A 25,580-nucleotide genomic window follows, 5' to 3' on the forward strand; every position below is an offset into this window, starting at 1 on the left:
CAAGAACGGCCTCCACATCATCACCGCGCTACGCGACGCCATCACCGGAAACCCCTGGCTGCCAACGAACACCGAAATGCCCTGAACAGTTACCAATCAGGTGGAAGCGGCAGCCCGGCAACGGCGAAGCCGTATCCCTAAAACTCAGTCAGACCAACATGCACAAAGGCAAGCAGAGAACCAGGCCCAACGAGCAGACAGATCCCCAAACCACCAAAGAGAGGCTCATCCCGCCGGAACATCTTGACCACCAACCCAACAGCAACAGCAACAACGGCAACGAGAAGAGCGAGCACAACAGAAGACATCAGAGAACGTCCCTCGGGCAGCAGAGATCACGACACTGGGAAGACGGTGCCGGAGAAAGAGCTCACGAACCGAAGGAAGGCGGAGCGCGGGTGGACCGCGACGTCGGAGACGAGACGGCCGGAGGAGCATCGTCAATCTGCTCCCCGGGCAACCACGGCGAAGCAAACGAAGACCCGGCGGCGGAGGGAACGACAGCCCAAGGGAGAGAAGCGGGCAAACGCGGAACCGCATGCCGACCCGAGACAAGAGACTGCGACTGCGCCGTCGCCACAGCCGGCCCGTCGAACGTGGCCGACGGGGAATGGGCGACGGCTACCCCGGAAAGGAACACCAGGACAGCAAGCAGCAACCCGAGGCGGTGCTTCCGCCTCGGGTCGCGCTGCTGTCCGAAGTGTCCGATAGAGCCCAGGCTACCTCAGCCACCGCCGTAGGTGGCCTGGGTGACCGCGAAGACGTTGCGGCTGCCCGCGCCCTCCTGCAACGACCACAGCAGGTCAGCCTCGGTGTCGTCCTCCCAGTACGAGAGGCTTTCCCCGCTGCCCACCCACGAGAACGTGGACGCGCCGGCCGCAGGAGTCCAGTAGTACAGCTGCTTCTGGCCGGACGAGTTGAACCACCAGCGCCCGTTGTGCGACGCCAGGCCGTTGAGCTTGTACCAGGGCAGCTGCAGCGCCTGGCTCGCCGTCGTCGTGGCGGCGAACGTGCCCGAAGCGGCGAACGGGTACCGGATCGCGCGCGGGGCGCGGTTCGGGTAGTCCGTGCAGCCGGACGGGCACGTGTACTCCGTCATGACGATCGACTTGCTCACCCGGTCCAGGGAGATCGACGACCACGCGAGGTTCGTCCCGGACGTCGTCTTCGACGTGATCGTGCCCACCTGCGGCAGGACGTACGCGTAGTTGTGCGCGTAGTACGTCGTCCCCGTCTGGTGCCCGATCTGGTCGGCCGTGCCGCCGGTGTTCGTCTTGAGGATCTTCCGCATGTCGAAGACCCGCATGCCCTTCCCGGTGTCGGCGACGTAGAGGTAGTCGCCGTACCAGGAAACGCCGCCCGCGTGGACCGGGATGTCCTTGAAGTCCGGGGCCGCCGCCGTGCCGGTCGGCTCGACCAGCAGGACCTTGCGGTACTTGTTCGGGTAGGTGGCGTCCCAGTCGACCAACGTGATCCGGCTGCGGGCCTGGCCGCCGTCGCAGCCGTCCTTGGTGTACCAGCTGACCACGACGAGCTGGTGCCCGTCGTAGTTGCCGCTGTTGGCCGTGCCGACCGCGTCCCGGCTGGTCGTGATGCCCTGCGGGTAGTTCGTGCAGTCGGAGTTGTCGCCGCTGTCGAACCGGAAACCGGTAGAGAGCCCGGCGACGGAGAACGACGACGGCAGCGCCGTGCGGTCGTGGTTCGCGTTGTCCATCACCGTGTGGACGGCCGCGGTCCCCAGTGTCGAGACCAGTGCGGAGTTGACGGCGTCGAACTGGTTGTAGTTCGCCGCCAGGGTGTACTGCGAGGCGGGCAACGTCGTCGGCCCGGCCGCGGCGAGCGCCGTCGGCGGAGCGGCGACCAGGCCCGCGAGGATGCCCGCCGCGAGGGCGGCTTTGCCTAATCGGTGGCGCAATGACATGAGACCCCCAGTAGTCCGATCAATGCCCGGTACAACCTAGGACCGGGCGGGGTGAATGGGCAACAGCTTTGCGGTGAAAAGGGGAAGATCTTTTCCGACGCGTCTCACATCGAATCCGCGAGGTTCATGTGACGTGCTGTGATCACCGCACGTCGCCCAAGCAGGTCGGCCTCGGCCACCGCGACGAGTGTGCCGCGGCGGCCGGGAGCGATCACCAGCTCGACGGGACGTAGGCCCAGCCGAAGTAGTCGGAGCGCTGCGCGTACGTGCTCGTCTGGTACACCGACGGGCCCGTGCTGATCGCGACGCCGCCGCCGAGCGCGAGCATGATGTGCCCGTTGCTGGTGGTGCTGGTGAAGAAGACCGCCGTGCCGGCCGGGGCGACCGAGCCCGTGTGGATGCGGCCGTTGGCCTTCTGCCACTGGTAGTGCGTGGTGGCCGAAGCGAACCGGCCGCTGGTGCCGAAGGAGCGTTCGACGAACAGCTCGCACTGGTTGTTCCAGTCCGTGTGGCCCAGGCGCGCCTTGGCGAACGCGATCGCGCTGTCGGCGCGCGGGTCCGCGGGGTTCGTCGAGCCGCCCGCCTTCAGGCCGTCGGTGTCGCAGTGCGGGACGCCGCTGACGAACCCGTCGGTCCCGGTCTTGATCAGTGCGTCCGGCACCCACAGGTTGTCGCCGGTGAAGTCCCAGATCTCGTCCGACGCGGTAGCCTGGCAGACCACCGGCACCGACGCGCCGGTCAGGTACTTGTTCGCCACGCTGCCGGCCGCGTCCGCCGCGTCACCCTTCTTCGCGCGGCCGTTGAGGTCCGCCTTGGCCGGGAACGCGTGCGGCGTGGTGCACTGCGGCGCGACCATCGACGTCGAGCCGGTCTTGACGTAGGCGTCGGGCACCCACAGGCCGTCCGTGGTCAGGTCCCAGATGCTGCTGCCGCCGTACTCCGGACCGGTGTCCTGGCACGCCAGCGTCACCGACGTGCCGGAGGCGTACATGTTCGCGATGCGCTGCTTGCCCACCGCGACGTCCGAGTCCTTGACGGTGCGACCGTCCACTGTGGTCGTGACGGGGTAGGCCGGCGCGGCCTCGGCCACGGGCGCGGCCAGCCCGGTGATCGCGACGGCCAAGCCGATCGTGGCGACCGCCGTCTTGAGTGTGGTTCTCACGTTTCCTCCATCGGGGATGTCCGGCGAATCGTCGGCGGACCCCGTACAAGAGCCGTACAAGCGGGCCGGGCCGCCTAGTACTTTCCGCCTATCCCGGACTCCCCGAAGATCGGATGTGCCGGCCCGCGCGATCGGCGATCTTGGATGCAAGAGATCGACGTGAGGAGAAAGCCCATGCACCCGGCCACCCTGATCCAAGGCCACGAAGAAACCTGGTCGTGGCTCGTGCTCGGCCTGACCGGCGCCGCCCTGCTGGCCTTCATCGTGCTGTTCCTGGCCGCCCTGATCAGCATCCTCGGCTCGCGGCTCACCGGCGGCATGAAGCTCGTCTGGGTGATCTTCGCCTTCTGCGCGCCGTTCCTGGGCAGCCTGCTGTGGTTCGCGTTCGGCCGTCGTGACGCCTACGAGCCGGCCCGCCGATGATCGTCGCGGAAGGGCTCGCGAAGACCTACCGCGGCGGGGCCGGCGTCGAAGACCTGTCCTTCACCGTCCGGCCCGGCGTGGTGACCGGCTTCCTGGGGCCCAACGGCGCCGGCAAGTCGACGACCATCCGGCTGATGCTCGGCCTGACCCGCGGCCGCGGCCGCACCACCTTCGGCGGCCGGACCTACGCCGAGGTCCCGGGTCCACTGCGGACGGTCGGGGTGCTCGCCGACGCCGCGGCGGTGCACCCCGCGCGGCCGGCCGCCGCGCACCTGCGGATGGTCGCCGCGGGCGGGGGTCTGCCCGCGCGGCGCGTCCGGGAGGTCCTGGACACCGTCGGCCTCGAGTCCGTCGCGACGAGGCCCGCCGGCCGGTTCAGCCTCGGCATGAAGCAGCGGCTGGGCCTGGCCACGGCGCTGCTCGGCGACCCCGAATACCTGATCCTCGACGAGCCGGCCACCGGGCTCGACCCCGAAGGCGTGCGGTGGATCCGCGACCTCCTACGGCGGCTGGCGGGGGAAGGCCGGACGATCTTCGCGTCTTCGCACCTGCTGGCCGAGATGTCGCTGCTCGCCGAGGACCTGATCGTCATCGGCGCCGGCCGGCTCCTCTCGGCCGGGCCCCTGGACGAGTTCGTCCGGCGCCACGCGCGCGCCGACGTCGTGGTCCGCGTCGACCACCCCAGCGTGCTGATGGTCGCGCTGGCCCGCGACGGCCTGCGCGTGCGCCAGGAAGCCGCCGAACTGGTCGTCGACACCGCCGACCCCGAGCGGGTGGCGGCGATCGCCGGCCGGGCGGGGGTCGGCGTGCGGGAGCTGTTCGTCCGCCAGAGCGGGCTGGAGGACGCGTTCCTCGCGGCGACCGCGGCCGCCGTCCGGCACCGGGGGGAGCTGCCGTGAAGCACGCGTTGGCCTACGAATGGGTGCGGGCCCGCTCACTGCGCTCGACGTGGCTGCTCCTGCTCGGCGCCGGGGTGCTGCAGTTCGCGTCCGGCCTGTACTGGGGCCTCAAGCGCGACCTCGGCGACCTCGACGCGTTCACCTCGGCGTTCGGCCTCGTCGACCGGCTGGGGGCGCTGCTGGTCGCCGCCGTCGGCGTCGCCGCGTTCGGGCTCGACCACCAGCACGGCACCCTCGCGACCACCCGGCTGGTGCTGCGCTCGCCGGCCCGGATCGTCGCCGCGCGGGCCCTGGTCACCGCCGGGCTCGGGCTGCTGGGCGGGGTGCTGATGGTGGTGCTGACCGCCGCCGGGGTGCTGACCGGCGGAGGCGCCCTGCCTGCCGGCGCGGGGGCGGCAGGCAGGGCGGTGGGCGGGGTGCTCGCGCTGACCGTCCTGTCCGGACTGGCCGGCGTGGCGCTCGGCGGGCTGCTGCGGCACACCGGCCTCGCCGTCGGCGTGTTCGCGGTGTGGACGTTCGTCGCGGAGACGGCGCTGGCCGAGCTCAGCGGCGTGCCGGTGACCGTGCTGCCGTTCAGCGGCACGGCCTTGTCCGCCCTGCCGGGGAGCGCGGTCTTCGTCGCGCTGGTCGCGCTCGCGCTGGGCGCGGCCACGTTCACCCTGGCTCGCCGTGACGGCTGATCCCGCACGCCCTAACCTGAACCCGATGAAGCGCTGGCTGAGCTGGTGGGACGGCCGGGTCGTCCTGCTCGCCCTCGACGTCGCGGTGGCCGCGGCCGTGATCGTGGTGACCCTGGCCGGCGGCGACCCGCGGGACCCGCACCCGGCGCTCTACGTGCCCGCGGTGGTCTTTTCGGGGGTTGCGCTGCTGGCGCGGCGCCGCTGGCCGTTCCTCGTGCTGCTGGTCGCGGTCGGGTGCATGCCGGCCGGGGTGACGCTGCTGCCGCTGATGGTGGCGCAGTACTCGGTCGCGGTCCGGCACGGCGTGAGCGTCGTGACCGGGCTCGCGGTCGTCGTCGCCGGGATCGCCGGCAACGTCGTGCCGGTGCTGCGGGACCCGGCGAGCTTCACCCTCATCGTGATCGTGCTGGGCTTCTTCGTGCTCGGCCCGGCGCTGGCCGGGCTGTGGATGCACCAGCGCGCCGCGCTGCTGGGCGTGTTGCGGGACCGTGCCGACGAGGCCGAACGCACCCGGACGCTGCTGGCCGACCAGGCCGTCTTCGCCGAACGTCGGCGGATCGCGCGCGAGATGCACGACGTCGTCGCCCATCGGGTCACCGCGGTCGCGCTGCAGGCCGGCGCGCTGTCGCTGCGGGCGCCGGACGAGAAGACCGAGCAGGCCGCCGAAACGATCCGGGCCACCAGCGCCGTGGCGCTCGACGAGCTGCGCGGCATCCTGCGGGTGCTGCGCGACGACGCCCCGGACGCGGGCCCGGGCGTGCTCGCGTCGCTGGAGGACCTGGTCGCGGAGGTCGCGGCGACCGGTGCGCGGGTCGAGCTGACGCTGCCGGACCCGCTGCCCGCGGTGCCCGACCAGGTCGGCCGGGCCGTCTACCGGGTGGTGCAGGAGTCGCTGACCAACGCGGGCAAGCACGCGCCGCACGCGGCGGTCGACGTCCGGCTGGCCGTCACCGGCGACCGGCTGGCGGTCGAGGTGACCAACCGCCTGACCCCGCACGGCAGCGCCGTCCCCGGGTCCGGCTACGGCCTGGTGGGCATGCGCGAACGCGTCGAGCTGGCCGGGGGCGACCTGCGCACCGGCCCGACGGGTGATGGACGGTTCCAGGTGCTCGCGGCGTTTCCGGTAGGGGAGGGACAGTGACGGTCAAGGTCGTGCTGCTGGAGGACGAGGAACTGGTCCGCAGCGGTATCCGGATGATCCTCGAGTCGGCCGACGACGTCGAGGTGGTCGCCGAGGACACGAACGGCGCGCGGGCGGTCGAGCTGACCGACCGCTACCGGCCCGACGTGGTGCTGACCGACGTCCAGATGCCGAAGGTCGACGGCATCGAGGTGGTCCGGCGGCTGGCTTCGCACCCGGCGGCCCCGGCGGTGGTGGTGCTGACGACGTTCGACGTGGACGAGTACGTGTACGCGGCCCTGCGCCACGGCGCGGCGGGCTTCCTGCTGAAGGACACGCCGCCGCGCGAGCTGGTCAACGCCGTCCGGGTGGCGGCCCGCGGCGAGGCGATGTTGTCCCCGAAGATCACGAAGCGGCTGCTGACGGACTTCGCTTCCGGGGGCGGGAGTTCGCGGGCCCGGCTCCGGTTGGAGGAGCTGACGCCGCGCGAGCACGATGTGGCCGTCCACATCGGACGCGGACTGAGCAACGCCGAGATCGCGAAGGCGCTGGTGGTGAGCGAGTCCACGGTGAAGGTCCACATCGGACACATCATGGCCAAGCTGGAGGCGGCCAACCGCACCCAGGTGGCGATCCTGGTCCACGACGCCGGCCTGAGCTGACCCCGGTCGTGAGTGCGAAACAGTGTCCTAACCCAGTTTCTCACTCACGACCCGCGGCCCGGCGTTCGAGGATCTTCAAGGACTGCTCGCACCAGCGGAGGTTCTCCCGCTCGAACGACAGCCCGCGCATCAGCGTCAGGTACGGCCCCACCCGCTCGGCGTCGGCGAGGTAGTCGTCCTCGAAACGGCCGTCCAGCAAGGCCGCCCGGAGGCGCTCGTACCGGGCGATCTTCGCCGCCGCCCGGACCATGCGCTCTTCCAACGCCCGGCGGACCGCCGCCTCGTCGCCGGTGTCGACCGCCTGGACCTGGATCAGCATCTCGTCGCGGATCACGCCGGGGCGCGGCGGACTCGCCGTGAAGCCGTGGAGGGCCTGCTCGCCGGCCTCCGTCAGGGAGAACAGCCGCTTGTCCGGCCGCTTCTCCTGGCGGACCAGGCGGGCGCTGACCAGGCCGTCCGCCGCCATCCGGTCCAGTTCGCGGTAGAGCTGCTGTGGGGTCGCCGGCCAGAAGTTCGCCACCGACGCGTCGAACCCCTTCGCCAGGTCGTAGCCCGACGCCTCGCCCTCGAGCAGCGCCGCCATCAGCGCGTGACGCAGAGCCATGGTGAACTAGTTGAGCGCTTCGCGCTGGATCTGGTCGAACTGGGCCGCCATCGCCTCCGACAGCGCCTGCGCGGCGGACAGCGGCCGGACCATGACCGTGAACTCGTCGATCAGCCCGTCGTCGTCGAAGTGCAGGAAGTCGCAGCCTTCGACGCGCGCGTCGCCGATGCGGGCCTCGAACACGAGCGCGTGGTCCCGGCCTTCGTCGCCGCTCAGCTCGCGCACGTAACGGAAATCTTCGAACACCCGCAGCACGCCGCGCAGGATCGCGGCCGTGATCGCCTTGCCCGGGTACGGCCGGAACGCCACCGGGCTCCGGAACACCACGTTCTCCGCCAGCGTCGCGGCCATGGCGTCGGGATCGCGGGCCTCGACGGCCTTTCGGAAGCTGTTCACGCCTCACCTCACCTACTCAACAAATTGACTATCAGCAGCCTACTGGGGGCGGCTCCCGCTGGCCAGGACCGGTGAAATCAACTTCAATGGTCAGTTACACCTGATAACGTCGGTTGACGTGCGATCCAGTAAAACATCGATAGCCGGTTTACGACCGGACCGCCCGGGTAGCCGAACCCCATGACCACGACCCTCACGTCCGATACCCGGAAGACCGGAGCGTGGCGGCTGGGCCTCCCGGGCCTGGCCACCCTCGCCGTCTGCTTCGGCTTCGCCCGCTACGGCTACGGCCTGTTCCTGCCGCGGTTCCAGGCCGAGTTCGGCGGCTCGGCCGGCGCGCTCGGCGCCGTCACCAGCGCCGGCTACCTCGGCGGCCTGGTCGCCCTCGGCGTCGTGGCCTGGTCTTCCGGTCGCTTCGGCGCGCGCTGGCCGGTCGCGTTCGGCGTCGGCTCCGCCGCGGCCGGGATGCTGCTGATCGGCCTCGCCCAGGGGCCCGCGCTCTTCGCCACCGGGGTCGTCATCGCCGGGATGTCGCCTTGCTGGGTGTGGGCGCCCTACTCCGACGTCGTCGAGGACGGGGTCCGCCCGGCCGGCCGGCGGCACGCCCTGGCGATGATCAGCACCGGTACCACCTTCGGCGCCGCCGTCGCCGGGACGGCCGCGCTGCTGGTGCCCGGCCAAGGCTGGCGAATCGTCTGGCTCGCCGCCGCGGCCGTGGCGGTGGCCGTGACGGCCTGGAACCTGCGGGCGCTGCCCGCCCGGCCCCGGACGGCGCCCCGCGAGCGCGCCAAGCTGTTCTCCCGGCCCGGCGTCGGCCGGCTGCTCGCCGCCTCCGTCATGTCCGGCCTGGTCGGCGCGGCCTGCTGGTCGTTCGCCGGGATGGCCGCCGGCGACGAGCGGAGCGCTTCGCTGCTGTGGACGCTCATCGGCGTGGCCGGGGCCGCCGGGCTGGCCGCGGGCACGCTCGTCCAGCGGATGGGACTGCGCCGCGTGTACGTCGCCGCGCAACTGGTGCTCGCCGCCGCGAGCGCGCTGTTCGGCGGCGGATTCGCGGTCGTCGCCGCGGTGCTCTACGGTGCCGGGTTCATGATCGGTGGTGCGCTGCTGCCCTTGTGGAGTTCGGCCCTCTTCGCCGACCACCCGACGCGTGGCTTCAGCCTGGTGATCGTCTTCAACACCGTCGGCGCGGCGATCGGCCCGGCCGCGTTCGGGTTCGTCGCCGACCGCGCCGGCCTGACGACGGCGTTCGTCCTCGTCTCGGCGCTGGCGCTCGTGAGCATCGCCGTTCGCCCGGTCGAGGAGTGACCGTGGAGCTCATCGCCGGCCTGGTCTGCCTCGACTTCGCCAACACCGTCGGACCCCGCCGGTCGCGCCCCGATCAGCCGTCCGTGGACCACCTCGGCGAGCCCGCGGACCTCGTCGACTGGTCCGAGCGGGCCGGCACGATCGGCGGCAACCGCGCCTGGCTGCTGCGGCGGCGTACCGAGCGGAATCCCGGCGAGGCCGCGGAAACCCTGGCCCGCGCGGTGGCCCTGCGCGAAGCGGTCCACGCGGTGTTCGCCGCGATCGCCGACGGCGAGGACCCGCCGGCCGACGCCCTGGCGGCCGTCCAGCGCGCCTACGCCGAGGCCATGAGCCACGCCGAGCTCGTCCCGACGGCCGAGGGGCTCGGCTGGAGCTGGGCTTCGAACGCCGACCTCGGCTGCCTGCTGCGGCCGATCGCCCGCTCGGCCGCGGAGGCCGCGCTCACCGCGGACTTCGGCCGGATCCGCCGCTGCCCCGGCCACGAGGGCAGCTGCGGCTGGCTGTTCTACGACACGAGCAAGAACGGCCTGCGCCGCTGGTGCAGCATGCGCGCCTGCGGCAGCTGGGAGAAGAACCGCCGCCACGGCTGAGCTTCGCCGTCCGTGACCGCTCGGCGACGCACAGCGTCACCACAGCTCGGACACAGCCCCGGCCGCCACCTTGGTTCAAGGCCGGCTCACCTGATCGTCAACCGGCCTTTACTCCCGAACCCCACCGCGGAAGGACAGGCATGGAACACGACCACGAAGGACAGCGGGTCAGCAGGCGCCGGCTGCTCGCCGGAGTGAGCTCGGTCGGCTTGGGCGCGCTCGTCACGGCGTGCGCGGGCAAGAGCCCCGTCACCACGTCCACCGGCGAGACCGTCGCCCTGCAGGCGGTGACCGACGCGGACCTCACCGCGCTGTTCGCCGGCGCGCGGACCTGCACGCTCACCGCGTCCGCCACCCAGGGGCCCTACTACTTCGACGCCGACAAGATCCGCAGCGACGTCCGCGAGGACAAGCAGGGCGCGAAGCTGCGGCTCGCCCTCCAGGTGCAGGACAGTGAAAGCTGCAAGCCGATCCCGCACGCGGTGGTCGAGATCTGGCACTGCGACGCGGGCGGCCTGTACTCCGGCGCGGAAGCGGCGTCCGGCGGCGGGGGTGGCACGCCGCCCACCGGCACTCCGCCCACCGGCAACCCGCCGACCGGGACCCCGCCCACCGGCGGTCCGCCGCCCGGCGGGGACGCCGACCTCGAGCCGACCGACGACAAGCGGTACCTGCGCGGCGCACAGGTCACCAACCAGCGCGGGACCGTCGAGTTCACCACGATCTGGCCGGGCTGGTACCGCGGCCGCACGATCCACGTCCACGTGATGGTGCACGTGGGCAACGAAAAGACGCTCACCACGCAGCTGATGTTCGACGAAGCCCGGAACACCGAGGTGATGGCGACCCAGCCCTACGCGCAGCGCACCGGCCGGGACACCTTCAACGACGGCGACTCCATCTACCGGCCGAGCATGCTGCTGAAGGTCACGAAGGCCCGTGACGGGTACGTCGGCTGCATCGTGCTCAACGCCGACCCGGACCACGACGGCGTCTAGCGCAGTTTCGCGTATGGGCACCGGGTTTTGCCCGCTCGACCAATCGCCGCACGTCGTCGCTGCCCGGCCACGTGACCGCGACTTCGGTGCGCAGCAGGGAACCGGCGCCGGCCGGGTCGGGGCCGACGGCCACCGTCACCGCGACGGTCAGCCCGGCCGGGTCGGCGCCGGTTTCCCGCGCGAGCACGCTCAGCGTCGCGTGGAAGGAACCGGCGTACCCGGCCGCGCGAGGGAACCGCCGTCCACCGTCACGGTGGTCGTGGAAAACGCCGTGCCCGCACGGGTGGCGCCGGGTCACCCGTGCGGCGCGGTCACGACCGGGCCAGCCAGTCGGCGAGCTTGGTGTCGGCGAGCTTCGCGCCCGGCCCGGGCAGGAGGTCCTGCGGTCCCGGCACCGCGCCGAAGTACGGCGCCTGCGGGTCGGTGACGACCTCGCGCGGGTCTTCGCGCGCGGTCAGCACGGTGCGCACCCACTCGTCGAGGCCGAAGACCTCCGGGCCCGCGATCTCCGTGATACCGCCGACCGGCGGCCCGGCCGCGGTCCGGGCGACGGCCGCGGACACCTCGGCCGCGGCCATCGGCTGCACGCCGGCGCCCGGCAGGTGGACGACGCCGTCGGCGGTCGAGCCGTCCGCGATCCCGCCGGCGAACTCGAAGAACTGCGTCGCCCGCACGATCGAGAACGGCAGGCCCGACTCCGTGATCAGCTTCTCCTGCGCGACCTTGGCGCGGAAGTACCCGACGTCCGGCTGCCGGTCCGTGCCCACCACCGACAGCGCGACGTAGTGCCCGACGCCGGCTTCCTTCGCCGCGGCGACAAGGTTTTCGGTCGAGGTGCGGAAGAAGTTCATGACGTCGTCGTCAGCGAACGACGGCGAGTTCGACACGTCGATGAGGACGTCCGCGCCCTGCAGCACCTCCTTCAGCCCTTCGCCGGTCAGGGTGTTCACCCCGGTGCTGGGGGCGGCGGCGGCCGCCTCGTGGCCGTGCTCGGCCAGCCGCGCGACCACGTTCGTGCCGATCAGGCCGGTTCCGCCGATGACGACGACCTTCATGTCCGTTCCTTCCGCTCGGCGCCGTCCCGGAGGACCCGGGAAGGCTGCACAACCCACTAGGACAAGACAGCGCGTTCGTTCGTGACAACGGGCCAGCCTCGCAGCTTGGCGGGGTTGAGGACCAGCCAGAGGTCAGTGATCACCCGGTCGCGTGCCCGCCAGAGGACGACCGCCGCGACGCGGTCGTCCACCCGCACGACGAATCCGGTGCTGCCGTTGACCGAGCGCTCGTCCACCCGGGTGCCGGAGCGGGGTGCGAGCAGGGCGAGGACGGCCCGCGTCACCTCGGCGCGGCCCCGCACCGGCCGGTCCGCGGTGCGCAGCTTCCCGCCACCGCCGAACCATGCGGTGACGTCTTCGGCCAGCAGTGAGTTCAGTGCCGTGGCGGATTCCTCGGTGCAGGCGGCGCGGAACCGCCGTGCGAAGTCGTCGGCCGGGGCGGGGAGCGGCGAGCCGGTGCAGGCACTGCCCGGGTGCGCCGCCGCACCGGCATTCCGGGCCGGCCTACGGTTATGTCATCCAGGGGGAGATCGTCTTCGAGCTGGAAGGCGAGCCCGAGCGGGTGGTCAAGGCGGGCGAGGCGTTCTGGGAACCGGGCGGCGACGTCATCCACTACCAGGACGGCAACCACCTGCCCGACGCGGAATCCGCGTTCGTGGTCACGATGTTCTGCGTGCCCGGCCGGCCGATGCTGGAGCCGGTGCGCGCGGAAGAGCTGGAAGAGCGGCGCGACCGGCGGGCACCGCGGCCCTGATTCGCCCGGAAGGATGATCAACACCGGTCGTCCGTGGCCGGTACGCTGCCGCTGTCAGAAGGGATCCGCGCGCATGGAGGACACCGGCCTCGAGGACGCGACCGCCGTCTTCGCGGAGGTGCGGCCGCGGCTTTTCGGGATCGCGTACCGCATGCTGGACAGCGCCGCCGACGCGGAGGACCTGCTCCAGGAGGTGTGGCTGCGCTGGCAGGCCAGTGACCGGGCCGCGGTGCGCACCCCGGCGGCCTACCTCGCCACGACGACCACCCGGCTGGCGATCAACGCGACCAAGACGGCTTACGCGCGTCACGAGACCTACATCGGCCCGTGGCTGCCGGAACCCGTGGACACCTCGGCCGATCCGCAGCTGGGGGCCGAGCGGGGTGCCGCGCTGGAGCTCGCCGTGCTGCTCCTGCTGGAGAAGCTGACGCCGACCGAGCGCGCGGCCTACGTGCTGCGCGAGGCGTTCGACTACCCGTACGCCCAGATCGCCGAGATCGTGCAGACGACGGAGGTCGCGGCCCGCCAGCTCGTCAGCCGGGCGCGCAAGCACCTCGCCGCGCAGCGGCGCACGCCGGCCGCACCGCCCGAGCAACGCCGGCTCCTGACCGCGTTCGTGACCGCGGCTCAGGAAGGCGACTTGTCGACATTGGAGGAGCTGTTCGCGGCCGACGTGATCAGCTACTCCGACGGCGGCGGCGTGGCCCGCGCGTCGCGCATCCCGGTGCGCGGCGCTGTGACGGTGGCGAAGTACCTCCGCGCGTTCCACGACCGCTTCTGGGTCGGCGTGACGGTGACTCCGGCGCTCGTCAACGGCGCGCACGCGATGCTGCTTTCCCGCGACGGCGAGGTGTTCACGGTGCTGACGGTCACGGCGTCGGCGGACGGCATCGACCAGGTGCTGTGGATGATGAACCCCGGCAAGCTCAAGGCCGCCGTCGCGGCTTGAGCCCGCCGGGCGGGCGGCGCCTCCCGCCAACGTCGCGAATGACTCATTCGGGATCTCCGGCGCCCCCAATGACTCATTCGCGACACCGACTCCGCGTATAACGCCCTACACGCTCGCGCTCCGCGGCTCGTACTGGGCCCGCAGTGCCTTCTTGTCCGGCTTGCCCAGCCCTGTCATCGGCAGCGACGCCGCCACGATCACCTGCTTCGGCACGTGCACCGGGCCCTTCTTCTCCCGCACCGCCGCCTGGATCTCGCCCGTGAGCCGCTCGATCGCCGCGTCGTCGGCGGGCGCGTCGGAACGCAGGACCACCACCGCCGTCACCGCTTCGCCCCACTTCTCGTCCGGGGTGCCGATCACGCCTACCTGGGCGATCGCCGGGTGCTCGGCCACCACGTCCTCCACCTCGCGGGGGAACACGTTGAACCCGCCCGTGACGATCATGTCCTTCACCCGGTCGACGATGAACCAGAAGCCGTCCTCGTCCTCGCGGGCGACGTCGCCGGTGTGGAGCCAGCCGTCGCGGAACGTCTCCGCCGTCACCTCCGGCAGGTTCCAGTAGCCGGCCGCCAGCAGCGGGCCGGCCACGCAGATCTCGCCCGGTTCGCCGGGTGGCACCTGATTGCCGTCGGCGTCGAGCAGCGCCGTGCGCAGGAACGCGGACGGCCGCCCGCACGAGGACAGCCGCGCGTCGTCGTGGTCGCCCTTGGCCAGGTAGCTGATCGCCATCGGGGCCTCGGACTGGCCGTAGTACTGCGCGAAGATCGGCCCGAACCGGTCGATCGCCTCGCGCAGCCGCACCGGGTTGATCGACGCCGCCCCGTAGTACACCGTCTGCAGCGACGAGAGGTCGCGCGTGCGCGAGTCCGGGTGGTCCATCAGCGCGTAGAGCATCGTCGGCACCAGCATGGTGGCCGTGATCCGCTCCTCCTCGATGATCCGCAGGACACCCGCGGGGTCGAACTTCGGCACGACGACCAGGGAGCCGCCCTTCAGCAGCGTCGGCGCGAAGAACGCCGCGCCGGCGTGGGAAAGCGGCGTGCAGATGAGGAACTTCGGCGCCTCGGGCCACTCCCACTCGGCGAGCTGGATCTGCGTCATCGTCGCCATCGCCTGCGCGGTCCCCATGACGCCCTTGGGCTTGCCGGTCGTCCCGCCGGTGTAGGTGATCGAGACGACCTGGTCCGGCGGCAGGGCGGCGGGCCGCAGCGGGCCCGGCTCGAACTTCGCGGCGGTCGCGGTCAGGTCCTTGCCGACGTGGGCGAGCTGCTCGGGCACCGGCCCGATGGTGAGCACCTGGGTGAGCCCCGGCACCTTTTCGAGCAGGCCGAGCGCGCGCTCGACGAACATCGGCACCGGGTCGATGATCAACGTGGTGATGCCGGCGTCGCCGAGGATGTAGGCGTGGTCGTCGAGCGAGCCCAGCGGGTGCAGTGCCGTCCGCCGCGAACCCTGCATCTGGCCGGCGGCGATGATCAGCAGGACCTCGGGCCGGTTCAGCGACAGCAGCGCCACCGCCGCGCCCGTGCCGGCCCCGAGCTCCTCGAAGGCCTGGGTGTACTGGCTGACCTGCTCGGCGGTCCCGCCCCCGGTCATCGTGGTCTCGCCCAGCACCATCACCGGCGCGTCCCGGTGGCGCTTCAGGGCGGAGACGACCAGATGCCCGAGGTGGTTCGGATACCGCATCGCCTGCTCGTCCATCCCGGTCCCTTCCACGGCGAAATACTAGAACACGTTACTGTTTTCGGCACTATACCCGCACGGGGCAAGGGGTGTCCGCCTCCTGTTCCGGTGGAACAGGTTCCAGCGCCGGTTTCCGTCCCTTAGCGGGGGACACCGTGGCGACGAGGTCGGTGCGCATCCAGGTGCTGGGTCCGGTGCGGGCGTGGCGCGACGGTGTGGAGCTCGAGCTCGGCCCGCCCGGCCGCCGCACGGTGCTGGGGCTGCTCGCGCTCGCCAGCGGCGACGCCGTCGCCCGGCGCGAACTGGTGGACACGCTCTGGGGCGACCGGCCGCCGCCGAGTGCGGTGAACGTGGTCCAGACCCACGTGAAGCACCTGCGCCGGCTGCTCGAACCCGGGCGCGTACCGCGGTCCGGCAGGGGGGTGCTCCCGCACATCGGCGGCGGTTACGCGGTGCTGCGCGACGCGGTCGACGTCGATCTGTGGCAGTTCCGGGATTTCATCGCCGAAGCGAACGACGCCCACCGCGAAGCCGACCCTGCCCGCGTCGTGGCTTCACTCGGCGAAGCGCTGCAGCTGTGGCGGGGCCGTCCGCTGGCCGATCTGCCTGCGCTGGCCGTGCACCCGAAGGTCGTGTCGCTGATCGCGGAGCGCCGGGAAGCGTTTTCCCGCTACGCCGGCGCGATGATCGCCGCCGGCGCCGCGGCCGAGGTCCTGCCCGGGATCGCCGAGGCCGCCGCCGAGCAGCCTCTCGACGAATCCGCGCAGGCGCTGCTGATCCGCGCCCACCACGCCCTCGGCCGGCGGGGCGAGGCGTTCCGGCTCTTCGGCGGACGCGGGCCCGGCTCGTCGAGGAACTCGGCATCGACCCCGGACCGGAGCTCCTGTCGGCCCACTCCGCGTTGCTGCACGACGACGGCGTCCCCGCCGCAGGACCGGCCGGACCCCGGCCCGCGCAGCGGATCCCCCAGCAGCTGCCCGCCGAGCCCGGTGGGTTCACCGGCCGCACCGCCGAGCTGTCCTTTTTGGACAGCGTGCCGGCCGCGGGCGGGGCGATCGCCGCGATCTCCGGCACCGTGGGCGTGGGCAAGACGGCGCTCGCGGTCCAGTGGGCCCACCGCGTGCGCGACCGGTTTCCCGACGGGCAGCTCTACGCGAACCTGCGCGGGCACGCGCCCGGCGCCCCCGCGCCGCCGATCGAGATCCTCGCGCAGTTCCTCGCCGCGCTGGGGATCCCGCCCGAACGCGTGCCCGCCGACGGCGAAACCGCCGCGGCCCTGTACCGGACCCTGACGACCGACCGAAAGATCCTGGTGCTGCTGGACAACGCCGCCGGTCCGGAGCAGGTCCGGCCGCTGCTCCCGGCCGGGCCCGGGTGCCTGGTGGTGGTGACCGGCCGCGACCGCATGACGGGCCTGGTCGCCGTGCACGGCGCGCGCCGGCTCACGCTGGACGTGCTGAACCCCGAAGACGCCGTCGAACTGCTGGGCGGCGTGCTCGGCCACGAGCGGGTGCGCGAAGAACCGGAAGCGGCCGTCGAGTTCGCGAAGCTGTGCGTCCACCTCCCGCTCGCGTTGCGGATCGCCGCGGCCAACCTGGCCGATCGGCCCGGCCACGGCATCGAGGACTACGTCGCGGAACTGCGGGAGGGCAACCTCCTGGCCGCGCTCGCGGTGCAGGGTGACGAGCAGACCGCCGTGCGGACCGCGTTCGACCTGTCGCACGCCGCGCTGCCCGCCGACGCGCAGCGGCTGTTCCGGTTGCTGAGCCTGGTCCCCGGCGCCGACGCCGGCACCGAGGCCGTCGCCGCCCTCGCCGGCACCGAGCCGGCGCAGGCGGGTGCGCTGCTGGAAAAGCTCGCCGGAGCGCACCTCGTCGAGCACCACAGCCCCGGCCGCTACCGCTTCCACGACCTCCTTCGCCGCTACGCCGCCGAGCAGGCCGAACGGGCGGAGCCGGACCGCGACCGCGCGCTGGGCCGCCTGTACGACTGGTACCTGGCCGCGGTGGACGGTGCGGCCCGCCTGCTCTACCCGCACATGCTGCGGCTGCCGGTCCCCGAGTCGGCCGGCCGGTTCGCCGGGCTCGGGGAGGCGTCGAACTGGCTGGACGCCGAACGCGGCAACCTCGTCGCGGCCGTCCGGCACGCGGCCGACGCCGGGCCGCGGCCGATGGCGTGGCTGCTCGCGGACGCGCTGCGGGGCTACTTCTGGATGTGCATGCGCCGGGTCGAGTGGGCGGCCGCCGCGGAAGCCGGGCTGGCCGCCGCCGAAGCGGCCGGGGATCCGCGGGCGCGGGCCGTGTCCCGGCTCAGCCTCGCCGACCTGCACTTCCGCCAGGGCCGGTACCGGCCGGCCGTGCAGCACTACACCGCGGCGCTGCTGCTGGCCCGGCGGGCGGGCTGGGCCGAGGCGCAGGCCGCCGTGCTCGGCAACCTCGGGTGCGTCTACTGGCAGTCGGGGCGGCTCGCCGCGGCCGTGACGCGGTTCGAGCGCGGCCTGGCGCTGAGCCGCCGGATCGGCCAGGTCGCGGGGGAGGCCGTCGCGTTCGCCAACCTCGGGCTCGTCCACTGGGAGATGGGCCGGCTGGCGGAGGCGGCCGACCACCACGCCCAGGCGCTGCGCCGGTTCTGCCGGATCGGGTCCCGCTACGGGGAAGCGATCAACCTCGCCAACCTCGGGCAGACGCAGCGGGCGCGCGGGCGGCCGGCTGAGGCGGCCGAGCTGCTCGGCCGGTCGCTGCGGCTGCAGCGCGAGGCGGGAAACCGCGGCGGCGAAGCCGAAACCCGCAGCCGGCTGGCCGCGGCGCACGACGACCTCGGCCGTCGCGACGAGGCCCTCGACGGTGCTCGCGCGGGCTTGGCCCTGGCCCGCGAAACCGGCGACCCGCGGACCGAGGCGGAGGCGCTGGCCACCCTCGGGGCCGTGCTCCACCGCGCCGGCGCCCGCGCGGACGCGATCCGCCGGTACGGCCAGGCCCTCGACCTGATCCGCGAAACCGGTGACCGCTACCCGGAGGCCGACGCCCTGATCGGCCTGGCGGCGGCCGCCGCCGACCCCGCCCCGGCGCGCCAGGCCCTGGCGCTGGCCGAGCGGGCGGGCTACCGGGCGCTGCGGGGGCAGGCCCTGACGGTGCTGGCCGCATCCTGCTGGCCCAGGGCGATCCCGGCGCGGCCGCCGAGCACGCCCGCCGGGCGCTGGCCGTCCACCGCGAGACCGGCCACGGCACCGCGGAAGCGCTCGCGGTGCTGAAGCAGTGCCGCGAATGACTCATTCGGGGAGTCGGAGGTCGCGAATGAGTCATTCGCGACCTCGCGCGCGCCGCCGGATCCGCGACCGGCGCTCGGTCAGGGGTGGATGCCGGTGGCGTCCACGGTGTAGGTCCCGTTCGCCTGGAGGGTGACGATCGCCCACGGGGTCACGCCCTTGGCGCCGATGTCGCCCGGGCAGGAGAACGCGCTCAGGTTGTACGCCGTGCGGGCCTCGCCGTCCGGGGACTTGGTCACCGACTCCTCGAGGTTGCCCACCCAGCTGCAGACCGGGGCGATCACCTGGTGCGTGACGACGGGGTCGACCGAGACGATTTCCGTGCCTTCCGCGCACCAGGACACCTGGTAGGTGTAGCTCCAGACGTCTTCGAGGGCGAGTTCGATCGGTTCGGTACTCCAGCAGGTCTTCTCCGCGGCGCCGGCGGTGGCGCCCGTGACGAACGGGACGGTGGCGAGCAGTCCCGCCGTGGCCGCCGCGAGTGCGCCGAGTCTGCGTCCGATGGTCATCGTGAACCCCCCTGTTTTCGGTTGTGGTCCCAATGTCCTGGCTCGGGAAGACACCCGCAAGACGCCGATCGCCGAGTCCAGCCGACGTCCAACGGCTGTCCAGTTCGCCCGAATAGCTTCCTCTCGCCCACGGAAGCTCCAGGAGGGGAAGCACCATGAAGGCACGGATCAAGAAAGGGATCGCCGCCGCGGCAGCGGTCCTGTCGGCCGCGACCGCCGTCTCGGTCGCCACTGCGGGCGACAGCGTCGCGCAGGCCGCGGGGCTGCGCGCGTTCGGCATCTCCGCCGACGGCACGCTGATGGCCACGTTCACGACCGACCGGCCCCAGGTGCTCGACTGGGTCCGGGTGGTCACCGGCCTCAGCGGCGACACCTCGCTGATCGGGATCGACTTCCGCGTCCAGAACAACACGATGTACGGGGTCGGCAACTACGGCGGCATCTACACGATCACGACGCCGTCGCCGACGCCGCCGGTGACGACCGACGTGATCGTCAAGAAGGTGTCGCAACTGAGCGTTCCCCTGTACGGCACGAACTTCGACGTCGACTTCAACCCGGCCGCCGACCGGCTGCGCGTGATCAGCGACAACGGCCAGAGCCTGCGGCACAACCTCGCCGACGGCACGACGATCGAAGACGCGATCCTGACCACCCCGCCGCTGAGCGGCCCGACTCGCGGCGTCACGGCCGCGGCCTACACGAACAACGACCTGAACGCCGACACGGCGACGACGCTCTTCGACCTCAACACGACGGCGGACCAGGTCGTCGTCCAGTCGCCGGCCAACAACGGCACGCTGGCCCCGACAGGGGCGCTCGGCGTGGACGCGGCCCCGAACGCGGGCCTCGACATCTACAGCGACCTGGTCAACGGCAAGACGGTTTCGGCGACGGCGTTCGCGACGATCGTCCCGGTCGGCGGCTCGGCGACGCTGGACAACGTTAACCTGCTGACCGGCGCGGCGAGTCCGGTGGGGCAGTTCCCGCTGGCGATCACCGACCTCGCGATCGCCCTCGACACCAACTGACGTCGTGGCCGCGAGCCCACCGCTGCGAGGGTGGGCTCGCGGTCACCCGCCTGCTACGGGATGGGAGCGGCCTGCGCGCGGGCGACGGCTTCGGCGCGGTCGGCGGGGAGGAGGTAGCCGGCCCGGAGGGCCCGGTCCGCCGCGGCGGTGAACTTCGCGACGTACGTGGCGTGGTCCGGGTAGAGCTGCCGGATCCGGGCTGCTGACAACGGTGTCGTCGTGCCGAGCAGCAGGCACGCGCCCGGCACGTTTCCGCCGCTGTTGTTGGGCGCGTACGCCGCGACCGGCGCGTCGAAGTCGGGCAGGCGGATCCCGCCGAGGGCGTTCTGGTCACCGTCGCGCACGATGAACAGGCCCAGCAGCAGGGAGATCGGCGTCGCGGTCGGCGGGGCCGCGCCGCCGCGGGCCCAGCGGTCCAGGTGCGCGAACGCCGCGTTCTCCGCGTACCGGAACGTCATGCTGTTCACCGGCTTGTCGCACGTCGTGGGCGCGCCGTCGTTGATCGACCGGTCGCGGGCGTTGGCCGCGTTGTAGAGGTCCAGCCCGTACCGGTCGGCGTGCGCGGTGCCCGCGACCTCCCACGTCCGCACGCGGGCGGTGTCCTGCCGGACCGAGGCCGACGCGACGACGTCCGTCTCCGACTGCAGCACGAACACCGGCGCGGTCAGGTCGGTTCGGATGTGCGCGGACAACGGACCGACGATGCCGTCGCCGATCGGGGCCGCGAGGGCGGCCCGGCCGTGGATCATGAGACCGTCGTAGCTGCCGCGCACCGGCTGAACAGCGTTCGCATAGGTGGTCAGCCGCAGCGCGGACTGCGAGTGCCCGGTGCCGAGCACGACGGCCGGGGTGCGCCCGCCGAGCAGCTCCGGGTGCGTCCGGACCGCCTGCGCGGCCTGCGAAAACACGTCGTAGGACAGCGCGTCGGAGCTGAGGCTCACGGCGTCGTACCGGCCGGGGTCGAGGCTCTTCAGCTTGTCGGCCCCGGCTTTCTGCGTCGTCACGCCGACGTAGGCGTAGCCCTCCCGCAAGAAGTGCTCGTACGACTGGGAGAAGTCGACCGGGATGTCGACGCCGAAGCTGACGTTGAGCCACTCGACGACGGCGGTGCCGTTGAACCGGGCCGGATCGCGAGGCCGGACCACGACCATCCGCGTGGTGTACGGGTTTCCGGTGGTGGCGACGTGTGTGGCCCAGCGGCCGTCGTCGGTCCACAGGCCGTCCTGGGCGTACGTGTCGGCCTGGCCGGACAGAAGATACTCCTGCTCGACGTAACCGCGGCCGGCGAGGTCGAGGATGCCTTCGGCGCCGCTGACCGGCCGGCCTTTCCCGGCGTCGGCGGGTATCGCCGTCACCGTGGGCGCGGGGGCGGCCTCGGCCACGCCGGTGACCACAACGGCCGGGAGCAGCAAGGTCAGCAGAAGACACCGGACTCTGCGCATGGGGGAGACCCTCCTGGTGACGGGACGCGGACCGTCCACATCGGACACGGGTGCGGTGGCCACCGCCCTTCGTCTCTACTCGTCCGGTAACGCCGCGGCAACGACGGGCCGCCGGACCGGGACGAAACCGCGCCGGAGTGCTCAGTCACCTGACAAGATGCGGGTCCGGGACACTCACCGCGGAAGAAAAAGGGCTTTCCGCTCCGAAACCTTGCGCCCGGCCTCTCGTTGGACGACTATCGCGTGACGTTCTGCACGTGCAAGCGCACGAGCAAGGGGGTGTGGGTGACCGAGGTGGCGCCGGTGGTGGCCGGGACGAGGGACGTCCCGAGCGACGCGGTCTTGATCCAAGCGGTGCGCAGCGGGGAGATCGCCGCGTACGGCCAGCTCTACGACCGGCACCTGGTCGCGGCCCGCCGGGTGGCGGCCGCGATCGCGTCGGGCGAGGCGGAGCGGGACGACCTCATCGCCGAAGGATTCACCCGCGTACTGCGGATTCTGCGGTCGGGCGAGGGCCCGGACGAGGAATTCCGGCCGTACCTGCTCACGACGATCCGGAACACGATGATCAGCTGGCGCCGGCGCGACTCCGCGCTGTCGCTGGTGGCCGAGGTGCCGGACGTCCTGCCGAGCGAAGGCAGCGACGAGCCGGTGGACAGCCGGATGCACGGCACCGTCGCCGCGGGTGCGTTCGCGAGCCTGCCCGAGCGGTGGCGGACGGTGCTGTGGCGGACCGAGATCGAGGGCGAGTCGCCGGCCCGGATCGCCGAGGACTTCGGGATGACGCCGAACGGCGTCGCCGCGCTGGCCTACCGGGCCCGGGAAGGACTGCGGCAGGCGTACCTCGACCAGCACGTCCCGGAGGCCCGGCGGCGCACCTGCCGGGTCGTCTCCGGCCAGCTCGCCCGGTGGGTGCGCGACGGCGTCGGGGACCACAAGGCGCACCGGATCACGACCCACCTGGACCGCTGCGCGGACTGCCGCAAGCTGGCCACCGGTCTCCGGGAGATCAACGAAGAACTGCCCGCCGCCGTCGCCCCGCTGATCCTGGGCCTCCCGGTCGTGACGCACTGGCTGACCACCACCGGATCCCTCGCGTCGTCGGGGGCGGCCGCGAGCACCGGGGCCTCGGTCCTGTCGTGGGCCACGGCGGCGAAGGTGGCCGCCGCGGGGGCGGCGCTGGTCACGACGGTGACGATCGGCGCGAGCACGTCCGACCTGGCACCGGCGCCCCCGGCGACCGGCGCGGACGGCTCGACGACGCAGCCGGTGGGAACGCCGCCCGCGGCGGGCGTCCCGGCGGGCGGCGACCCGCGGTCCACCTCCGGGGCGCAGCTCACGTCGGTCCCGCCCACCGCGCCGGGTGAGACGGGGGCCGCGGAAGAGTCCGGGGTCGCGGAGGGCACCGGGACGGCCGCGAACGACAACCAAGCGGCGAAAGAGGCGAAGCAATCGTCGAAGCAAGCCGCGAAGGAGTCGAAGCAGGCGGCGAAAGAGTCCAAGAAGGCGGAAAAGACGAAGGAATCCAAGCCGGAGAAGACGAAGCAGCCGGAGGGCTGACCCGGCCCCTCGGCGGGGCCGGGTCAGCCGGTCATCCGGTCAGCAGGGCTGCAGCAGCCAGCAGAGCCGGTACTTCGCCTGGTAGGTCGCGGAAGCCGCCGGGGCGACGATGTTCTGCGTCCGCGCCCCGCCGTGCGCCCAGCTCGTGAAGGCGTACTTCAGGTTGAGCGGCGGCAGGTTCTGCGGGCTGTCCGCGCTGATCGAGTTGGTGGAGCCGGCGATCACGGTCCGCGAGAACGGCGTGCGCTGCTGCGTCCCGCCGACCGTGAGCAGGGCCTGGTTCGGGCTCGACGTGAAGTTCAGCGTCACCGTCTTCGGTTGCAGGTCGACGGTCTCGGAGCCGGTCCGGCCGGTCGAGTCCGTCGCCGTCAAGGTGAGCTGGAGGTACGACGGGTACTCGTGGTCCGGCGCGACGAACGTGCCCGCGGCCACGCCCGGGAAGTCCTGCACGTTGTGCGTGTGGCAGGTGCCGTTGGCCGCGCAGTGCCGGATCGCGAGCCGCCAGGACAGCGCCGAGGGCGGCAGGCCGCCGTCCTGAGCGTCGATCGCGCGGCCGGAGAACGCGACGGTCTGGCCCACCGACCAGGTCAGCGACGCGGCGGGGACGTCGATGACCGGCACCGGGTCGAGCCCGGCGGGCGTCCCGACCGTCACGCGGACCGTCGTGGTGGCCGTCGCGCCGTGGGAGTCCGTCACCCGCAGGCCGGCGTCGACCGCCGCCGCCGTGGTGTACGTCCAGGCCGGGTCCGGGGCCGCCGAGTCGTCGTACGCGCCGTCGGCGTCGAGGTCCCACGCGTAGGACAGCACGTCACCGGCGTCCGGGTCGGTGGACCCGGTGCCGTCGAACCGCACCGTCAGCGGCGCCGGTCCGGACGACGGCGTCGCGGTGGCCGAAGCGACCGGCGGGCGGTTGGTGCCGCCCGGGTAGCTCACGCGACGCAGTTCGCCGCTGCCCAGCGCGACGTAGAAGAGGTCGCCGCCGGGCCCGGTCAGCACCTGCACGGGCGTGTTCGCCCCGGTCACGAACGGGACCAGCCGGCTCGGGCTCGGCTGGCCGTTCGCCGTCTGCATCGCCCAGACGCAGCCGCGTGAGGAGTCGGCGAAGAACAGCGCGCCGGCGTAGGCGGCGGGGTAGTTGCTGCCCGACTCGAAGGCGATCCCGCTGATCGACGAGCCGCCGGTGGGACACGGGTCGCCCGCGACGACCTTGGCGTTGTGGTTGTAGGCGTAGAACGGCGCGGTCTGCCCGCCGGCGGTGTAGAGGGATTCGCAGCGGTCGAGGTTCGCGCCGTCGTAGCCGGCTTGCCGGGCGGTGCCTTCGAAGCAGGGCCAGCCGAAGTTCTCCGCCACCGCGTCACCGGCGTTCGCGACGCGGTTGATCTCTTCCCAGGTGTTCCAGCCGACGTCGCCCGCCCACAGCTCGCCGGTGCCGGGCCGGAACCCGAACCGGAACTGGTTGCGCGCGCCGTAGGCGATCACGCGCCGGGCGTTGGCGTCGGAGCTGCTCGCGAAGGGGTTGCCGGGCAGTCCTTCGCCGGTGTCGGGGTCGAGGCGCAGGAGCGTGCCGTTGAGCAGCACCGGCTGCCCGGCCGCGCGGCGCGGGGACTGCGACCGCAGCGCGCCGCCTTCGGCGTTCGGCGGGGCGAGGTTCGTGCCGGCCGGGGAAGGCGGGTCGGCGCAGGGATTTCCGACCTGGCCGTAGTCGGCGAAGTTGAAGCTGGCGCCGTCTCCGCCGCCCGCGTACAGGGCGCCGTCCGGGCCGAAGGCCAGCGCGCCCACCGAGTGGCTGGGGAACTGCTGGCACCAGCCGGTGACCAGCGGCTTCTCGCTGACCGCCGTGCCGCCGGCGCCCATGGTCAGCTGGGAGACCCGGCCGGTGACGACGCAGCCCTGGTCGGTCGCGCCCGGCGGTGTCGGGCAGGCGTCGCCCCACTGCGGTGCGGTGCCGCCGGACAGGGCGTCGAGGGTGTAGGAGACGTAGACGTACGGCCGGGCGGGGAACGCGGGGTCGACGGCCAGGCCGAGCAGACCGCGGTCCCAGAAGTCCTGGGTCGGGGTCCGCAGGTCGGCGAAGACCGTCGCGGTCGGGTCGGCGAGGGAGTCGAAGACCTTGACCAGGCCGCTCTTCTCGGCGACGAAGACGCGCCCGTCGGGCGCGAACGCCGCGGCGGTCGGCGACGTCAGGCCGCCGATCGCGACGGTGTCGGCGAACCCGGTGGGCACGGCCGCGGCGGGTGCGGCGACGGCCACCGCGAGGGCGCCGGCGAGCGGCACGACCACCGCCGCGGCGAGGGCTCGCCGGGATCTTCGGGAGAACAGGGGACGACGAAAAACCATCATGGGAACTCCTGGTGCGCGGGGACCGGGACCGTCCCCTATGGCGCCGGAAGTCCGGTACTTGTTACATCCGGGCGCAAAATGCACACGAACCGCTCAGTCGCGGCCGAGGGTGCGGCGGGCCGCCGACGGCGTCGCGACGCACCGCACGCCTTCCGGTCCTGACTTCGGACGAAAGCGACGGTGGCACCCGCGCCCCGCACGTATTCTCATTCCGATGACCGGATACGGCCGC

General features: G+C 72.5%; 24 protein-coding genes and 1 pseudogene. 14 read left to right on the forward strand and 11 right to left on the reverse strand.

The window, feature by feature from the left end; translation table 11 throughout:
- Positions 1-724: 724 nt before the first annotated feature.
- Positions 725-1,921 (reverse strand): hypothetical protein, encoded by a 1,197-nt coding sequence (locus tag AB0N03_RS50280; RefSeq protein ID WP_364388299.1) that lies wholly within the window; start codon positions 1,919-1,921, stop codon positions 725-727.
- 211 nt (positions 1,922-2,132) lie between these two features.
- A complete protein-coding gene (locus tag AB0N03_RS50285) occupies positions 2,133-3,083 on the reverse strand; it encodes a hypothetical protein (RefSeq protein ID WP_364388301.1) in 951 nt (316 codons plus the stop codon).
- A 174-nt stretch (positions 3,084-3,257) separates the two neighbouring features.
- Between AB0N03_RS50285 and AB0N03_RS50290 the strand changes: the two genes are divergently transcribed.
- The 5 genes from AB0N03_RS50290 to AB0N03_RS50310 are packed head-to-tail and all read left to right on the forward strand — an operon-like array spanning position 3,258 to position 6,867.
- Positions 3,258-3,506 (forward strand): PLD nuclease N-terminal domain-containing protein, encoded by a 249-nt coding sequence (locus AB0N03_RS50290; RefSeq protein WP_364388303.1) that lies wholly within the window; start codon positions 3,258-3,260, stop codon positions 3,504-3,506.
- Complete coding sequence (locus tag AB0N03_RS50295) at positions 3,503-4,405, forward strand: ATP-binding cassette domain-containing protein (RefSeq protein ID WP_364388305.1); 903 nt, start codon at positions 3,503-3,505, stop codon at positions 4,403-4,405. Before AB0N03_RS50290 ends, AB0N03_RS50295 begins: the two co-directional genes overlap by 4 nt.
- Positions 4,402-5,085 carry a hypothetical protein gene (locus AB0N03_RS50300; RefSeq protein ID WP_364388307.1) on the forward strand — a complete coding sequence of 228 codons (684 nt, stop codon included), beginning with the start codon at positions 4,402-4,404 and terminating at the stop codon, positions 5,083-5,085. Before AB0N03_RS50295 ends, AB0N03_RS50300 begins: the two co-directional genes overlap by 4 nt.
- A gap of 25 nt (positions 5,086-5,110) precedes the next feature.
- Positions 5,111-6,226: a histidine kinase gene (locus tag AB0N03_RS50305; RefSeq protein WP_364388310.1), complete on the forward strand. Its 1,116-nt coding sequence runs from the start codon at positions 5,111-5,113 to the stop codon at positions 6,224-6,226.
- Positions 6,223-6,867, forward strand: a complete 645-nt coding sequence (locus tag AB0N03_RS50310) for a response regulator transcription factor (RefSeq protein WP_364388312.1) — start codon at positions 6,223-6,225, stop codon at positions 6,865-6,867. The genes AB0N03_RS50305 and AB0N03_RS50310 overlap by 4 nt, the downstream gene beginning before the upstream one ends.
- A gap of 40 nt (positions 6,868-6,907) precedes the next feature.
- Here AB0N03_RS50310 and AB0N03_RS50315 read toward each other — a convergent pair whose 3' ends face one another.
- Both AB0N03_RS50315 and AB0N03_RS50320 read right to left on the reverse strand, forming a co-directional pair.
- Positions 6,908-7,471, reverse strand: coding sequence for a PadR family transcriptional regulator (locus AB0N03_RS50315; protein WP_364388314.1), 564 nt, complete (start codon positions 7,469-7,471; stop codon positions 6,908-6,910).
- Positions 7,472-7,477: 6 nt separating this feature from the next.
- On the reverse strand, positions 7,478-7,867 hold the full coding sequence (locus tag AB0N03_RS50320) for a nuclear transport factor 2 family protein (protein ID WP_364388316.1): 390 nt from the start codon (positions 7,865-7,867) through the stop codon (positions 7,478-7,480).
- 180 nt (positions 7,868-8,047) lie between these two features.
- On the opposite strand from AB0N03_RS50320, the gene AB0N03_RS50325 reads away from it, so the two are divergent.
- From AB0N03_RS50325 to AB0N03_RS50335, 3 genes are all read left to right on the forward strand, one after another.
- Positions 8,048-9,172 (forward strand): MFS transporter, encoded by a 1,125-nt coding sequence (locus tag AB0N03_RS50325; protein ID WP_364388318.1) that lies wholly within the window; start codon positions 8,048-8,050, stop codon positions 9,170-9,172.
- 2 nt (positions 9,173-9,174) lie between these two features.
- Positions 9,175-9,762 carry an ABATE domain-containing protein gene (locus tag AB0N03_RS50330; protein ID WP_364388320.1) on the forward strand — a complete coding sequence of 196 codons (588 nt, stop codon included), beginning with the start codon at positions 9,175-9,177 and terminating at the stop codon, positions 9,760-9,762.
- A 140-nt stretch (positions 9,763-9,902) separates the two neighbouring features.
- Positions 9,903-10,760, forward strand: a complete 858-nt coding sequence (locus tag AB0N03_RS50335; RefSeq protein WP_364388322.1) for a protocatechuate dioxygenase — start codon at positions 9,903-9,905, stop codon at positions 10,758-10,760.
- On the opposite strand, the gene AB0N03_RS50340 is transcribed toward AB0N03_RS50335, so the two are convergent.
- The 3 genes from AB0N03_RS50340 to AB0N03_RS50350 are packed head-to-tail and all read right to left on the reverse strand — an operon-like array spanning position 10,729 to position 12,117.
- Complete coding sequence (locus AB0N03_RS50340) at positions 10,729-11,058, reverse strand: hypothetical protein (protein ID WP_364388324.1); 330 nt, start codon at positions 11,056-11,058, stop codon at positions 10,729-10,731. The two genes, AB0N03_RS50335 and AB0N03_RS50340, sit on opposite strands and share 32 nt — an antisense overlap.
- Positions 11,059-11,071: 13 nt before the next feature.
- A complete protein-coding gene (locus tag AB0N03_RS50345; RefSeq protein ID WP_364388326.1) occupies positions 11,072-11,815 on the reverse strand; it encodes an SDR family oxidoreductase in 744 nt (247 codons plus the stop codon).
- A gap of 56 nt (positions 11,816-11,871) precedes the next feature.
- A complete protein-coding gene (locus AB0N03_RS50350; protein ID WP_364388328.1) occupies positions 11,872-12,117 on the reverse strand; it encodes a hypothetical protein in 246 nt (81 codons plus the stop codon).
- A gap of 116 nt (positions 12,118-12,233) precedes the next feature.
- Here AB0N03_RS50350 and AB0N03_RS50355 point away from each other — a divergent pair, with 116 nt between their 5' ends.
- A complete protein-coding gene (locus AB0N03_RS50355) occupies positions 12,234-12,569 on the forward strand; it encodes a cupin domain-containing protein (RefSeq protein WP_364388330.1) in 336 nt (111 codons plus the stop codon).
- Between the two features lie 73 nt (positions 12,570-12,642).
- Positions 12,643-13,518, forward strand: a complete 876-nt coding sequence (locus tag AB0N03_RS50360; RefSeq protein ID WP_364388332.1) for an RNA polymerase sigma-70 factor — start codon at positions 12,643-12,645, stop codon at positions 13,516-13,518.
- Positions 13,519-13,623: 105 nt separating this feature from the next.
- On the opposite strand, the gene fadD8 is transcribed toward AB0N03_RS50360, so the two are convergent.
- Positions 13,624-15,234, reverse strand: coding sequence for a fatty-acid--CoA ligase FadD8 (gene fadD8 / locus AB0N03_RS50365; protein WP_364388335.1), 1,611 nt, complete (start codon positions 15,232-15,234; stop codon positions 13,624-13,626).
- Positions 15,235-15,452: 218 nt separating this feature from the next.
- Between fadD8 and AB0N03_RS50370 the strand changes: the two are divergent.
- Together AB0N03_RS50370 and AB0N03_RS50375 are read left to right on the forward strand one after the other, a co-directional pair.
- Positions 15,453-15,968: pseudogene (locus AB0N03_RS50370) on the forward strand (BTAD domain-containing putative transcriptional regulator); the annotation flags it as partial.
- 266 nt (positions 15,969-16,234) lie between these two features.
- Complete coding sequence (locus tag AB0N03_RS50375; RefSeq protein WP_364388348.1) at positions 16,235-18,451, forward strand: tetratricopeptide repeat protein; 2,217 nt, start codon at positions 16,235-16,237, stop codon at positions 18,449-18,451.
- A gap of 95 nt (positions 18,452-18,546) precedes the next feature.
- Here the strand turns inward: AB0N03_RS50375 and AB0N03_RS50380 are convergent, their stop codons facing one another.
- The gene (locus AB0N03_RS50380) at positions 18,547-18,975 is read right to left on the reverse strand and encodes a hypothetical protein (protein ID WP_364388337.1); all 429 of its coding nucleotides are present in this window, start codon (positions 18,973-18,975) and stop codon (positions 18,547-18,549) included.
- 155 nt (positions 18,976-19,130) lie between these two features.
- Here AB0N03_RS50380 and AB0N03_RS50385 point away from each other — a divergent pair, with 155 nt between their 5' ends.
- Positions 19,131-20,006 carry a DUF4394 domain-containing protein gene (locus AB0N03_RS50385; RefSeq protein WP_364388340.1) on the forward strand — a complete coding sequence of 292 codons (876 nt, stop codon included), beginning with the start codon at positions 19,131-19,133 and terminating at the stop codon, positions 20,004-20,006.
- Between the two features lie 53 nt (positions 20,007-20,059).
- On the opposite strand, the gene AB0N03_RS50390 is transcribed toward AB0N03_RS50385, so the two are convergent.
- The gene (locus AB0N03_RS50390; protein ID WP_364388342.1) at positions 20,060-21,448 is read right to left on the reverse strand and encodes an alpha/beta hydrolase domain-containing protein; all 1,389 of its coding nucleotides are present in this window, start codon (positions 21,446-21,448) and stop codon (positions 20,060-20,062) included.
- Between the two features lie 285 nt (positions 21,449-21,733).
- Here AB0N03_RS50390 and AB0N03_RS50395 point away from each other — a divergent pair, with 285 nt between their 5' ends.
- Positions 21,734-23,008, forward strand: coding sequence for a sigma-70 family RNA polymerase sigma factor (locus AB0N03_RS50395; protein WP_364388344.1), 1,275 nt, complete (start codon positions 21,734-21,736; stop codon positions 23,006-23,008).
- 39 nt (positions 23,009-23,047) lie between these two features.
- Here the strand turns inward: AB0N03_RS50395 and AB0N03_RS50400 are convergent, their stop codons facing one another.
- Positions 23,048-25,348, reverse strand: coding sequence for a PQQ-dependent sugar dehydrogenase (locus AB0N03_RS50400; RefSeq protein ID WP_364388346.1), 2,301 nt, complete (start codon positions 25,346-25,348; stop codon positions 23,048-23,050).
- Positions 25,349-25,580: the final 232 nt, after the last annotated feature.

Source organism: Amycolatopsis sp. NPDC051061 (assembly GCF_040682935.1).
Lineage (GTDB): Bacteria > Actinomycetota > Actinomycetes > Mycobacteriales > Pseudonocardiaceae > Amycolatopsis.